The sequence below is a fragment of the Bradyrhizobium sp. YR681 genome (assembly GCF_000282615.1).
Lineage (GTDB): Bacteria > Pseudomonadota > Alphaproteobacteria > Rhizobiales > Xanthobacteraceae > Bradyrhizobium.
On the sequence record NZ_AKIY01000017.1, the window covers coordinates 17,804 to 31,548 of the forward strand.

The window sequence follows — 13,745 nt, forward strand, 5'->3', positions numbered from 1 at the left end:
GAACCGATCGGACCACCCTCCCGGCAAGCACGATCGCGCTGACGCGCCGACGAAGTCCGGGCCGATGCTGCTGCAACGGCTCGGTCCCGGCCTCGTCACCGGAGCTGCCGACGACGATCCGTCCGGCATCGCCACTTATTCCCAGGCCGGCGCGCAATTCGGCTACGGGCTGCTCTGGACCGTGTTTCTGACCACGCCCTTCATGATCGCCATTCAGCTCGTAAGCGCGCAGATCGGCCGGGTCACCGGCAAGGGGCTCGCCGCCAACATCATGCAGCTGGTGCCCCGATGGACGGTGCTGGCGCTCGTCGCCCTGCTGGTCGCCGCGAACACGTTCAACATCGCCGCCGACATCGCCGCGATGGCCGAGGCGCTCTCGCTCGTCATCGGCGGCCTCAACCACGAGCATGCCCTGATCTTCGCGGCGGGCTCGACCCTGCTTCAGGTGTTTCTGCCCTATCGGCGCTACTCGCCGGTGCTGAAATTTCTCACTTTGGCGCTGTTCGCCTATGTCGCAACCGCCTTCACCGTGAAGATTCCGTGGAGCACGGCGCTGCTTGCCGCGGTGTGGCCGAAGGCCAATGTGAGCGCCGACTATTTCATGATGGTGGTCGCCGTGCTCGGCACCACCATCAGCCCCTATCTGTTCTTCTGGCAGGCCTCACAGGAGGTCGAGGAGATGAACCAGGGCAAGCGCGACCGGCCGCTGCGCGAGGAGACCCGACGCGGCGGCGATCCCGAGATCGCGCGCATCAGGGCCGACACCATATTCGGCATGCTGCTGTCCAACGGCATCGCGTTCTTCATCATCCTGACCACGGCCGCCGTGCTGAACGCCAATGGCGTCACCAACATCGGTTCGGCGACGGAGGCCGCCGAGGCGCTGCGGCCGCTTGCCGGCGACTTCACGTTCGCCCTGTTTGCGCTCGGCATCATCGGCACGGGCCTGCTCGCGATCCCCGTGCTGGCGGGCTCGGCCGCCTACGGCGTTGCGGAGATTTTCGGCTGGCACGCCACGCTCGAGGCCAAACCCGACGAGGCCGTCGGCTTCTACACCATCATCGCGGCCGCAACCGCGATCGGCTTCGGGCTCGGATTCACCGGCATCAGCGCGATCCACATGCTGGTCTGGAGCGCGGTACTGAACGGCATCGTCGCCGTGCCGATCATGGCGATGATGATGCTGATCGTCTCGAGCCGCAAGATCATGGGCCGCTTCAGGGCCCGGTCGTGGCTGATCGCTCTGGGCTGGCTCGGCACCGCGCTGATGGCGCTGGCCGTGCTCGCGCTGCTCGGCTCGTCCATGATCGGCTGAGGCAAGCGCTGCTTCAGACGCGCTACCGCGTTGCATCGCTGCCCTTCCCGCCGCTCCGCGCTTGGCTTAACAATGCGGTCGGGCCCGGCCTGAGATCGGGCCACGAAAAAGAAGCCCGGCCGGGCGAGCAGGGAGCGACATGACCAAATCATCAACAGCAACGAGTCTCGAAATCCTCGCCTGCGATGCCGGCTGGCGAAACTACCACTTCGTCAAGGTGACGACCGAAGATGGCATCGTCGGCTGGAGCGAGTTTGACGAAGGCTTTGGGTCGCCCGGCGTCGGCGCCGCGATCCAGCGTCTGTCCGCCCGCGTCGTCGGACAAAACGTTCTCCAGCACGAGCGCATCTACGCCGAGCTGTTCGCAGCCACCCGCCCTGCCGCCGGCGGCGTGGTGGCGCAGGCGCTCGGCGCGATCGAGAATGCGCTGCTCGACGCCAAGGCCAAGTGTCTTGGCGTGCCGTGCTACGAGCTGCTCGGCGGCAAGATCCGCGATCGCATCCGGGTCTACTGGTCGCATTGCGCGACCTGGCGGATCAATCATCCCTCCTGGTACAAGCCGCCGATCGAAAGCCTAGACGGCGTCAGGGCGATGGGACGCGAGGTACGCGAGAAGAAATTCACGGCGCTCAAGACCAACATCTTCTCCTATGACGAGGGCAAGCCGACCGGCTGGCGGCCCGGCTTCGGCTCGCCCTTCGCGCCCGAGATCAATGTCGACCGGAAAATCCTGCGCGACCTGCGCATGCATCTGGAAGCGATCCGCGACGGCGCGGGACCCGACGTCGATATCCTGCTCGACTGCAACTTCAACGCCAAGACCGAAGGCTATCTGAAGATCCTGCGCACCATCGCGGACCTCGACATGTTCTGGATCGAGATCGACAGCTTCAATCCAGAGGCGCTGGGTTACATCCGCAGGCAAAGCCCGCATCCGATCTCGTCCTGCGAAACGCTGTTGGGCCTGCGAGAATTCCTGCCCTATTTCCACGAGCAGGCGATCGACGTCGCGATCATCGACACGCCCTGGAACGGCGTCTGGCAGTCGATGAAGATCGCGGCCGCCGCGGAAGCCTTCGAGGTCAACGTCGCCCCGCACAATTTCTACGGCCATCTCTGCTCGATGATGAACGCACATTTCTGTGCCGCGGTGCCGAACCTGCGTATCATGGAGATCGACATCGACCGTCTGGCGTGGGATCGCGAGCTTTTCACGCATGAGCCGGAAATCGAGAGCGGCCATCTCGTCGTTCCCGACCGGCCGGGCTGGGGCACTGAGCCGAACGAGGAGGCGATCCGCGCGCATCCGCCAAAGACCAGCGGCGGGCTCCTCAACTACGGACGCAGGAGTTGACGAGGATTACGGCGTCACGGGATTGACGGTCGGGGACGTCTTCGGCCCCGGCCGCTCCGGCTCGACCGGCGATTTCTGTTCGGTCGGAAGCACCTTGGCGCCAACCGCATGCGCGGCCTCGCCCGTGGTCGCGAACATTGCGACATGAGCCGGCTGCGTCTTGGCCCGGCTCCACGGTCCGTGATCGACGATCAGCATCGCAGCAATCGTCAGGCCGGCTATGATCAACGCAATCACACCGGGATGGCGAAGCGCCGAGGACATGGAGTTTGCGAAGCGATCAGCTGGCATCGAAGAACCCATAGTTTTTTCCTCTCGCGGGTTAATTCACATGCGTCCCGCGAGTTCCACCGTTCGCTTAAGCAAGTTCCAAGCCATGGCGCGGAACCCGATCATCACTATGCGTTTACTTGCCCACATCCGGGCGCGCGTCGCCGACGAACCTGTCCCGGTTCGGCATTTTGATCGCCGCGAGCGATTTCGCATCGAGCGTTGCGTCCGCTCCCACCAGCCCGTTCAGATTGAGAATGTAAGCTGACACGGCATAGACGTCCTCATCGCTCAAGGACTGCGGCGCGTTCTGCGGCATGGCGCGCCGGATGTAGTCGAACAGCGTCGGCGCATAAGGCCAATAGCTGCCGACGGTGCGGATCGGCTTCGGCGTTCCGATCGTACCCTGCCCACCGGCGAGCCGATCACCCAACCCGCCTTCGCCCTTATCGCCGTGACACGAGGCACATTGCTGGGCGTACACGTCGCGGCCGTGGCCAACTGAACCACTCCCTTTCGGCAGATTGCTGCCGTCGCGGCCGATGTCGATATTCCAGCCCGCGATCTCCGCAGCCGTCGCGGGGTGTCCAATGCCGTAGGGATTTTGCGCCCGCGCTCCACTCGCGAGGGCACACAGCACGATTGCAAAGCCAGCACCGCAAATCTCACGCCAGCGCATTGGTCACCTCGCCGTCGGCCGCGATGCGCCAGGGCCAGATCGCGTTGTTGTGGTAGAAATAGTTTTCGCCGCGCACCGCAAGCAGTTCGGCCAGCGTCGGCTGTACGTAGCCCGTCTCGTCGATCGCACGGCTCTGAATCACCGCGGGTCTGCCGTCCCATTGCCACGGCAAACGGAAGCGCGTCAGGGCACGCGTCAGCACCGGCTCCTGCAATCGCGCGTCCTGCCAGCTCTTTCCATCATCGACGGATATCTCGACGCGCGCGATCTTGCCGTGTCCGCTCCAGGCGATGCCTGTGATCTCGTTGAAACCGGGCGCGCTCAGGCGTTGGCCGCCCGAGGGCCGCGTGATGATGGACTTCGCTTCCATGTAAAAGGAGAACTCGCGCGCGGTGCCGTCAGGCAGCAGGTCGGTGTACTTCGAAGTCTCCTCGCGCGAATAAACCGGATCGGCGGTCACATGTAGGCGGCGCAGCCACTTCACGCTCATATTGCCTTCGAAGCCCGGCAGGAACAGCCGCAGCGGATAGCCCTGCTGCGGTCGCAGCCGCTCGCCATTCTGGCTGTAAACCAGCATGGCATCCTCGAGGCACTTCTCGATCGGGATGCTTCGCGTCAGCGCGGCCGCATCGGCGCCTTCTGCGACCACCCATTTGGCCTCCGGCTTCAATCCGGCTTCCTGAAGCACCAGCTTCAGGCTGACGCCGGTCCATTCCGCGCAGCTCACCAGGCCCACGAGGTCCGATGCCGTCTTGCCATAGGGCTTGCTGTAGCCGGGATTGCCGGAGCATTCGAGAAAGTGGATGCGCGATTCCGACGGGAAGCGCCTGAGATCGTCGATGGTAAAGATCAGGGGGCGCTCGACCAAACCGTGAAGCATGAGCCGGTGCTGCGCCGGATCGATGGTGGGAACGCCGCCATGATGCCGCTCGTAAAATAGCCCATTCGGCGTGATGATGCCGTCGAGGTCCTGCAAGGGCGATCGGCTGGACGCGGAGATGTATTGCTTGAGGGTCTTCGAGATGTTCCTGACGATGCCCTTCTCGAAGGGCGAGGGCGCGCCATAGAGCTGGCCTCCCGTCGGCTCGCCCGGCGCCTTCATCCATTCGGGAACATTCGGCGGCAGGTTGTCGGTCTCCGCAGCAGTTGCGCTAGCGCCAAGAACGGCGGCGCCTCCGACCGCTGCCGTGCCGGCCGTCAGGAAGCGGCGGCGAGTGGTCTTCACGGGATCATCGTCGGGACGGATCGTGCTGCTCATTGCGGGCCCTCGGCTGGCGCTGAGCCCGCATCAAACAGTCCGGCGACCGCATTTGCAATTCGCAGCTGTTTCAAAAGCAGGCGATTCCGATCAGGGCTGATCTAAATCGGCCGGCGGCCAGAGCAGTTCCTTTCCCTTGCAGCGCACAAACACCACCCGCCTGATTCACTCACCAGGAGCAATCGCGTTGCTGGGTGTCGGGCGGTCGGTGATCTGCTGGCCAAACAGGCTCCCGATCAGCTCGACCGCGGTCCGCGCGGTGCGGCCGCGTTCGTCGAGAAACGGATTGAGCTCGACGATGTCGACCGATCCCACCATACCGGAATCGTGCAGCAGCTCCATGATGAGGTGCGCCTCGCGGTAGGTCGCCCCTCCCGGCACCGTCGTGCCCACTCCCGGAGCGACACAGGGATCGAGAAAGTCGACGTCGAAGCTGACGTGAAGCACGCCGTTGCTGGCCTTGACGCGCTCGATGACGCGGCGGATCAGCACGGCGACCCCGAACTCGTCGATCTGGCGCATGTCGACGACCCTGATCCGGCGCGCGCGCATTAATTCCTTTTCGAGCTTGTCGATCGAGCGCGCACCGAACAGGTCGAGCCTGTCAGGGTCAATCGACGCCCGCGGGTCGTCGCCGAGCAGGCCATCGAGCCCCGGCTCGCCACACAGGAACGCCGCCGACATGCCATGCATGTTCGCCGTGATCGTGGTTTCCGGCGTGTTGTAGTCGGCATGCGCATCCAGCCAGAGCACGAACAGCTCGCGTCCGTGCTCCCGCCAGTGGCGCGCCATCGCATTGACCGAGCCCATCGACAGCGTGTGGTCGCCGCCGAGAAAGATCGGGAGCGCTCCGGTTTTCGCGATCTCATAGCCTCGGCGGCTCAGCACGCGTGTCCAGCGCTGGATTTCGCGATAGTGGTTGGCTTTCTCGGGCGGCTCGTCGGCAAGGTCCCTGACCTCGGCCACGGAGAGATCGCCGTAATCGACGACCTCCAGATCCAGGCTTTCGAGCAGTGTCGCAAGGCCGGCGGTGCGCAGCGCCGCCGGGCCCATCAGGGTGCCGCGCTGCGAGGCTCCCATGTCGATGGGAGCGCCGAGCAAGGCGATGCGCCGGGCTCGATCCGTCATGGTCCGATCGGTCACGGCTTGTCTCCCGAGATCAGCAAGGCCAAGCCAGCCTAACAGAGATTCGCATCCGTCGTTTCACGGGGATTTCGCAGCGAGGAGAGCCCTCCCGCCGGAACCAAAGCCCGCCCACCGCATTTTCTCTGCAAGGCCGGTACCCGCCGTTCAAAACGGCGCCTGTCGCGGATAGCCAAAGGTCGTTCGACCCGCTGTTCAAAACGAGCGCTCGCGCGGATAGCCAAAGGTACCGGCCTCATCCATTCCATCAAACGCGGAGTTTATGAACTTGAGCACGGAGATTCCGCAATCCGCCACCCAGCCCGGCCTGGCCGAGCGTGCGATTGATGCTGCAACCGACGTCTCCCAGACGATCGGTGAGGTCGCAGGAGGCCTGCATTCGGCAGTCGATCGCCTGACGTCTGCCCTCGAGGAATCGCGAAAGCCTGGAGGGGCACTCGCGACGGTCGCTGCGATCACGCGCGAAGCGCCGCTTGCCAGCCTGTTCATCGCTTTCTTGTTCGGTGTTGCGGTTACGCGGCGGCGCCGGTAAGAGCCGCGCGGAACGTGCCTAGGCAGCGCTCACGGTCTCGAGCTTAGCTGCGAGGAATTGCCGGTCGAAGGCTTCCGCCGGCATCGGGCGGCCGAAGAAATATCCCTGCCCTTCCTCGCACCCCATGCTGACGAGGAAATCGGCCGTGGCGCGGTTCTCGATACCTTCGGCCACGACCGTGAGTCCGAGCTGCTTGCTGAGGCCGATGGTCGAGCCGACGATCGCCGCATCGTCGGAGTCGGCCAGCAGATCGAGCACGAACGACCGGTCGATCTTGAGTCCGTCGAGCGGAAATTTCTTCAGATAGCTCAGGCTCGCATAACCCGTGCCGAAATCGTCGAACAGGACGCGGACGCCGAGCTGCTGTATCCGCTTGAACATGTCGAGCACGCGGCTCTCGTCGTGGAGCAGAATGTCCTCGGTGACCTCGATCTCGAGCAGCTGCGGCGTGAGCCCCGTCGCTTCGAGCAGTGCGGCAACCGCATGCGCAAGATCGCCGGAATGGAGCTGCGACGGCGAGAGGTTGATCGCGACGCGCACGCTGTTGCCCGACAATTCCCACACGCGCGCCTGCCGACAGGCGGTCTCCATCACCCAATTGGCGATCCGTTCGGACAGAGCCGAGGTGTTGACCACCGGCATGAACTCCCCGGGCGAGACGTAGCCGCGCACCGGATGCCGCCAGCGGATCAACGCTTCAGCCCCGACCAGGCTGCCGTCGATCAGGCGAACCTGGGGCTGGTAGAACAGTTCGAACTCGCCGCGATCCGCGGCAAGTGCCAGCTCGCTCTCCAGCGTCAGCCGGTCCTCCAGCTCCTGCCTGATCGCACTCTCGAAGATCACATGGCTGCCGCGCCGCGTCGCCTTTGCCCGGCTGAGTGCGAGATGGCCGTTGCTGAGGAGATCGTCGGCGTTGTGTCCCCCCTCGGGATAGACGGCGACGCCGATGCTGATCCTGACGCGGTGCTGCCGCGCCACCGTTGCGAGCGGCGCTTCGAACGCGCGCGCGATCCGCTCGGCAAACGCCGCGGCCGGCTCGCCGGCCTCGGCGCAATCGAGCGCGATGGCGAACTCGTCGCCGCTGAGCCGGGCGACGACTGCCTTGCCATTCACCTCGGCTCGGAGACGTTCTGCGACGGCCCGCAGTACGAGGTCGCCGGCCGAATGTCCGAGCATATCGTTGATCTGCTGGAAGCCATCGAGGCCCAGCACAAGCAGGGCGACGTCGGAAGACCGCCGCTCCGCCGCGACGATCAGATTGGCAAGGCCTGCATGCAGCATATTGCGGTTGGCAAGACCCGTCAGCGCGTCGTGTTCGGCGAGATATCTGACGCGCTCGGCCTCGCGCTTGCGGACCGAGATGTCGCGCAGGATCGCTCCATACTGGAATCCGTCCGTGCCCTGCCAGCCCGAGAAACTCGCTTCGACGGGGAACGTCTCGCCATTCTTGCGCCGGCTCTCGAACTCGACGACCACAGCCCCGCCGGGGACCAGCAGCGCCTGGCGCGCGGCGTCGCGCATGGACGGCTTCGTATCGCCGTCCGCCGCCACGGCGCACAGCGTTTCGAACGGACGGCCGATGATCTCGGCGGGCATGTAACCGAAGATCGCACTCGCACCGGGATTCCAGACCGTGATCCGGTGATCCTCATCGGTGCAGACGAGGCCATCGCCGAGCGACATCGCAATGCGGTGAAAGCGGCTCTCGGCGATGCGTCCCAGGAGACCACGAAAATCGATCTCGTCCAGCGCGATCGCCGTCAGGTAAGCGACGATCGCGATATGGAACAGCGACGTGTCGATGACGAAGGGCCATCTTGCCTGCACGAAGATCGCGGCCAGTTCGACGACCGCTCCGGCTGCGATCAGGATCACAACGCGATAGCCAGGCGCGAAGCGGCGCCACGCATACATCATGAGCAGGCAGATCAGGCCCAGGCCGGCGATCATGCCGGCATCGGACGTCCAGCGCAGCATCCGGTTCTGGAGGATGGATTCGGTCGCCATGGCCTGGAGCACGGGTCCCGAGACGACGCCGCCATTGGGGACGCTGAACCGGTCGCCCAATTCAAGCGCCGTGGCGCCGACGATGACCTTCTTGTCCCTCAGCTTGTCGAGCGTCGCGGTATCGCCGCGCAGCACGTCGCTATAGGAGACCCGCGGAATCGAGGCCGCCTTGATGCTGAAGTCGATCAGGAAAGGGGGCCGGCGATTGGCGTCCTGCCCGGCCAGCACGACGGCCATCGACGGCATCGTGGTATCGCCGAGCTTCTCACTGGACGGATAACGGCGGACGAGCCCGTCGGACTCGACCGAAACATTGACGACGGCCGGCCACGACTGGTTGCCGAACGGCTTCAGCGGGCGATTGATGTGAGCGGTACCGCCATTCGGCGCCGGCTGCTTGAAGGACGGCAGGATCGTCGAGCCGCCGATCTCCCGAAGCGCCTTGACGAAGGCCTCGTCGGAGACCGGATCAGACGGGGTGCTGAAATCGACGTCGAAGGCGATGTCCTGCGCTCCGGCAGCCTCGAGCCTGTGCAACAGCTCCGCGTGGAGCCGGCGTGGCCAGGGCCACACCCCGATCTGGTCGATCGAGGGCGCGTCAATGGCAACCACGACGACATTGCCGCTGGCCGCGCGCGATTGCCAGGCGAACCGCAGATCGGTGAGCGCGTTGCGGAGCGCGCCATGCCATCCCGTGGACAGCACGACCGCCAACGCGATCACGACAAGAATATGCGGCCGATAGCGTTTCACTTTGCTCCCCTGCACCGGCGGCGCTTGCCCCAGGCGCTTCCCCTATGCCGACGATGCGATCCTAGTGATGGCCTCTGCCCCAATACCAACCGTAGTGGTGGCCGTTGTTGCCGCTATTGCCGTTTCCGTTATTCCCGTTTCCACTGTTGCCGTTGTTGCCGGTGCCGCTGCTTCCGTTACCCGTCGCGCCAGTCCCGCTGCTTCCGCTCCCAGAGCTCCCGCTGGATCCGGTGCTGCTCGATCCGGCGGTGGCCGCAACAGTCGTGGTTGCGCTCGACGACGTCGATGCAGCGCTGGCGGTGGAAGCACTGCTGCTCGCGATCACCGCTGTTACGCTGGAGCTGTTCGAGGCCGTGGTGGTGGTGCTCGTCGAGCTATCGCTCCACACCGTGGCTGTCCCGGCGCTGGCGTTCGCGTTACGCACGCGCCCCGTTGCAACAGGTCCATGGGCAAGACCATTCGTGACCTTGTGGAAGTTCAGCTTCACCTCACCGAGCGAGCTCGAGATGCGCACGACGCCCGCCCTGGGTGCCTGGCCTCCAGCCGCCTGACGCGACAGCGCCGGCGCGCCGGCCGCCTTGGTCCCCTTGTCGATCGGACCGAGTGCGTGGATCGCATGCCCGTTCGCTGCATTGCGCGGCGCCGACAGTCCCGATTTCGGCACCGGAACGCGCTCGATCGTGGGCGCGCGCGGCTTGCCGTGCTCGATCGGATTGAAGGTGCCGGCACCGCTCAGGCTGAGACCGGGCTTGCCGTGTTCAAAGACGGTAGCCGCTTGTCCCGGCATGACTTGCGCGATCTGCCCCGTCTTGAAGTCCGAGACTTCGACTTGGCCGCGAACGACGCCGACCTTGGTGCTGCCCGCACCAACGGTGACGCTGAACTGCGTTCCCTTGACCACGGCGGCGAGATAGGGCGTCTCGACCTCGAAATGTTTGACGTTGCGCTTCTCGACCTCGAGCAGGATGGATCCCGCCCGCTGGATGATGGTGGTCGAGAGACCGTCCTTCTTCTCCACCGGCAGGCCGACCACCGAGTTCGGAGAGATCAGGATGGTTTCCTCGCCGCGGACCAGGAGCACACGCCCGTTGCGTCCGGTGCGAATGGTGTTGCCGGGCTTGAGCGTCTCTTCCTGGTTCAGCGACACGGGCTGCGCACCGTCGGCGGCAATCCAGACCTCGCCCGAGGCTTTGCTCACCGACCAGACACCGTCATCCGCCGCCGATGCGCCGGAAGCCGCTCCCAGTACCAGCGCGACCATCAAGGTCCGCAGCAGTCCATCTCTACCGAACATGACGATCCTCAGTCCGCTTAACAGCCGGACATGAGGCGTATCCGAAATCACTCAAGATCCGATTAGCTAGAACCGGCAAATCGAACGACCGCATTAACCTTTCATTGACCATAAAAAACTATGAAAAATCATGCGGCTAACGATTCCTTACCGGCCCCGGCGCATTTCTCCGTTGAACTACGGAGCGCAGCTCCCGCAAACCATGGCGGGACGGTATTTGGCTGCCGCGCTCGTCCTTTGCGTCCCGACGCTGGCGGGAATCCCGCAAGCCCTCGCGCAGCAGGCGAACCAACCCGGTTTCGATCCCCGCCAGCCCGAGAAATATTTTGAGAACCAATCCGAGCAGGAAACGCTGAGCCGGCCGCCGGTCAAGCTGCCCTCGGTTGGTCAGCCCAATACCGGCGGCGACACCAAGCCGCAATTCGTCCTCCGCGGCGTCAATGTCAGCGGCGCCCGCGCCGTCCCCGGCGATCGCATCGCCGCGGCCTATCAGCCCTATCTCGGCAAGAAGGTTTCGCAGGCCGATCTCGCCGCGATCGCCGGCGCGGTCAGCGACCTCTACCGTGCCGCCGGCTTCCATCTGAGCCGGGCCATCGTGCCGCCGCAGGACATCGCCGACGGCCTCGTCCGGATCCAGGTGATCGAAGGCGCCATCGTGCAAGCCGAACTGAAAGGCGACGGCGCCGAGCAGTTCGGCGTGAGGCCGATGCTCGGGCCGGTTCTGGCGGAACAGCCGTCCCGGCTGGCAACGCTCGAACGCCAGCTCTTCCTCATCAATGGCAGGCCTGGCGTCCGGATCACCGATACCGCGCTGGAGGAGATCGGCGGCGCCACCGGCCGCTTCCGCCTCGTCGTCTATTTGAAGACCTGGCACGTCTTCTCGTCGTTCGGCATGGACAATCTCGGCTCGTCCTCGGTCGGCCCGTGGCAGACCTACGCGACCGGCGCGTTCAACTCCTACCTCACCCCCGGCGACACACTGGCCGTCAACCTGTCGACCATCGCCAACGACCCGCGCGAGCTCGGCTTTGCCCGGCTATCCTACGACGCACCGGTCGGCGTCGACGGCGTGCGTCTCGGTGCCTCCGTCCTGTACAGCGCGGTGCGGCCGGGCGACGCCCGCCGCCTCGACAGCGACATCACCACGACCGAAGCTTTCGAGGTGCGGGCAAGCACGGTACCCTTCATGTCGCAATCGTCGGGGCTGACGCTGACCATGGCTGGCACCTTCAGCAACGTGTCGGAGCACGACCTTTACGGCCCCTGGTACAACGACCACATCAGGACCGCGAGCCTGACCGCCGACTACCGGCTCCAGGATCGCTTCGGCGGCACCAATTTCGCGACGTTGACCTACCGTCAGGGCCTCGACATCTTCGGCGCCTCGCATTTCGACGACGATCTGTTGTCGCGCGACGGTGCCGCATCGAACTTCTCGGTGCTGAACATCTGGTTCACGCGCTACCAGACGCTCAGCGACGCCTGGTCGCTCAAGCTCTCCGCGGCGAGCCAGACGGCATCGCGGCCCCTGTTCACGTCGCAGCAATTCTATCTCGGCGGTGCAGCCTTCGGCCGGGGTTATGGCGCGGCCGAGATCAGCGGCGACAACGGCCTTGCCGGCTCGCTCGAACTGCGCTTCGACCAGAAGCTCAATTTCCGCTACTGGAGCGGCTATCAGCTCTACGCCTTCGGCGACGCCGGCGCAGTCTGGAACGACGGTTACCGGTTGAGCGACGGCCTGTCGCTGACGTCAGCGGGAGCCGGCGTGCGGTTCTTCCTGCCGGATGATTTGCAGGCCGATCTCGGCGTGGCTGTCCCCTTGAGCTACCGGGCGCCGGACAACGAGCGCCGCAGCCCGCGCTTCCTGTTCACCCTGTCGAGCGCCTTCCGGCTCTGTCCGGAACGCGGCAAGGGCGGCTGCCTCTAGCCGAACGGCCGTCGCCGCCGCATGCCTTGATGCGGCCCTTTTGCGGCGCTTCTCACAGACTTGCCTAAATTTAATCCCGTACCCTGCTCACGATCGCTCGATCCGGGAGCCTCCGATGACCATGTTCAGCCGAAAGTGATTTGAGACGGAACCATGAAAAGGGTGTTTGCAATCCTGGCCTTTCTCTGCGTCCTTGGCGTCGGCCAGTATGTCGTCGTCAGCCGGTTCGCGATCCGCCATGAGGTCCTGCACCTGTTCGACGCCTCCCGCCAGCGGCCGATCTCGGTCGAGATCGCGGTGCGGCGCGACTACGAGACCAAAGCCAATCTCGGCCTCTGGAAGCTGCCGCTCGCCATCATCAGCAACGGCAACACCGTCAAGGCCACCGAATATTCCTTCCTCGCCAACGTGCTCGCGGCACGCGGCTATCTCGTTGCCAGCATCCAGCAGGACCTGCCGAGCGATCCGCCGTTGATGACCCATGTCGGCCAGCAATATGTCGGACGTCGCGAGGTCTATATCCGCTGCGAGGCCAACATCCTTTTCACCCTGGGCGAATTGAAAAGGCGACAGGACAATGCCGACTACGACCACATCACACTCGTCGGCCATTCCAATGGTGGCGACGTCTCGATGTATGTCGCCCATCAGCACCCGGAACTGGTGTCGAAAGTGATCACGCTCGACAATCTGCGGGTGCCCTTCGTGCTCAGCGACAATATGAAGATCCTGTCGTTCCGCTCAAAGGATCCGCATTTCCAGACCGATCCCGGCGTGCTGCCAACGCCGGAAGAGGCCAAGGCACGCGGCATCGATATCGTCAATACCGGCGCTCAGCACACCGAGATGAGCGACCGCGGACCCCACGCGGTCAAGGAAAAGATCCAGGAGACGCTCGACCGCTTCCTGCGCGACAGCGCCAGCAGCGCACTGGCGCCAGCCGATACGAGAAGCCCGATGATCATGAACCCCGGCGATTATTAGCCCGGGAAGCTTTGCGGCAGATCAAGGTTGCTTCGGACCGGCTGCGATAGAAAGGCCAGGCAGCGTCGGAGAGACACGTGTCGCACTATTCCGAAAGTCTTGATACGAAAGGCCTCGGCCTGCCCACGACCAGGACCCCGGCATTCGCGCGGCATCTCTATCGTTCGGCCCGCAGGCTGCTGCGGTCGATCATAGCCCGGATCGATCTCTCGCAATTTCCGGGTTCGTG

General features: G+C 64.5%; 11 protein-coding genes. 5 read left to right on the plus strand and 6 right to left on the minus strand.

The window, feature by feature from the left end:
• Positions 1-64: 64 nt before the first annotated feature.
• Together PMI42_RS02345 and PMI42_RS02350 are read left to right on the plus strand one after the other, a co-directional pair.
• Positions 65-1,315 carry an NRAMP family divalent metal transporter gene (locus PMI42_RS02345; RefSeq protein WP_008130214.1) on the plus strand — a complete coding sequence of 417 codons (1,251 nt, stop codon included), beginning with the start codon at positions 65-67 and terminating at the stop codon, positions 1,313-1,315.
• Between the two features lie 139 nt (positions 1,316-1,454).
• Positions 1,455-2,669: a mandelate racemase/muconate lactonizing enzyme family protein gene (locus tag PMI42_RS02350; RefSeq protein ID WP_008130216.1), complete on the plus strand. Its 1,215-nt coding sequence runs from the start codon at positions 1,455-1,457 to the stop codon at positions 2,667-2,669.
• Positions 2,670-2,675: 6 nt separating this feature from the next.
• Here PMI42_RS02350 and PMI42_RS02355 read toward each other — a convergent pair whose 3' ends face one another.
• From PMI42_RS02355 to rocF, 4 genes are all read right to left on the minus strand, one after another.
• Complete coding sequence (locus PMI42_RS02355) at positions 2,676-2,972, minus strand: hypothetical protein (protein WP_008130219.1); 297 nt, start codon at positions 2,970-2,972, stop codon at positions 2,676-2,678.
• A gap of 103 nt (positions 2,973-3,075) precedes the next feature.
• A complete protein-coding gene (locus tag PMI42_RS02360) occupies positions 3,076-3,618 on the minus strand; it encodes a c-type cytochrome (RefSeq protein ID WP_008130221.1) in 543 nt (180 codons plus the stop codon).
• A complete protein-coding gene (soxC, locus tag PMI42_RS02365; RefSeq protein WP_008130222.1) occupies positions 3,605-4,876 on the minus strand; it encodes a sulfite dehydrogenase in 1,272 nt (423 codons plus the stop codon). The genes PMI42_RS02360 and soxC overlap by 14 nt, the downstream gene beginning before the upstream one ends.
• 165 nt (positions 4,877-5,041) lie before the next feature.
• Complete coding sequence (rocF, locus tag PMI42_RS02370) at positions 5,042-6,019, minus strand: arginase (protein WP_008130224.1); 978 nt, start codon at positions 6,017-6,019, stop codon at positions 5,042-5,044.
• Positions 6,020-6,287: 268 nt separating this feature from the next.
• Here rocF and PMI42_RS02375 point away from each other — a divergent pair, with 268 nt between their 5' ends.
• Entirely contained in the window at positions 6,288-6,551 is a 264-nt protein-coding gene (locus PMI42_RS02375; protein ID WP_035964294.1) for a hypothetical protein, read from the plus strand.
• A gap of 18 nt (positions 6,552-6,569) precedes the next feature.
• Here PMI42_RS02375 and PMI42_RS02380 read toward each other — a convergent pair whose 3' ends face one another.
• Together PMI42_RS02380 and PMI42_RS02385 are read right to left on the minus strand one after the other, a co-directional pair.
• On the minus strand, positions 6,570-9,311 hold the full coding sequence (locus PMI42_RS02380; RefSeq protein ID WP_008130226.1) for an EAL domain-containing protein: 2,742 nt from the start codon (positions 9,309-9,311) through the stop codon (positions 6,570-6,572).
• Between the two features lie 61 nt (positions 9,312-9,372).
• The gene (locus PMI42_RS02385; RefSeq protein WP_008130228.1) at positions 9,373-10,605 is read right to left on the minus strand and encodes a FecR domain-containing protein; all 1,233 of its coding nucleotides are present in this window, start codon (positions 10,603-10,605) and stop codon (positions 9,373-9,375) included.
• A 130-nt stretch (positions 10,606-10,735) separates the two neighbouring features.
• Here PMI42_RS02385 and PMI42_RS02390 point away from each other — a divergent pair, with 130 nt between their 5' ends.
• Positions 10,736-12,532: a ShlB/FhaC/HecB family hemolysin secretion/activation protein gene (locus PMI42_RS02390; RefSeq protein WP_008130230.1), complete on the plus strand. Its 1,797-nt coding sequence runs from the start codon at positions 10,736-10,738 to the stop codon at positions 12,530-12,532.
• A gap of 153 nt (positions 12,533-12,685) precedes the next feature.
• Positions 12,686-13,516, plus strand: a complete 831-nt coding sequence (locus PMI42_RS40320; RefSeq protein ID WP_008130231.1) for an alpha/beta fold hydrolase — start codon at positions 12,686-12,688, stop codon at positions 13,514-13,516.
• Positions 13,517-13,745 lie beyond the last annotated feature (229 nt).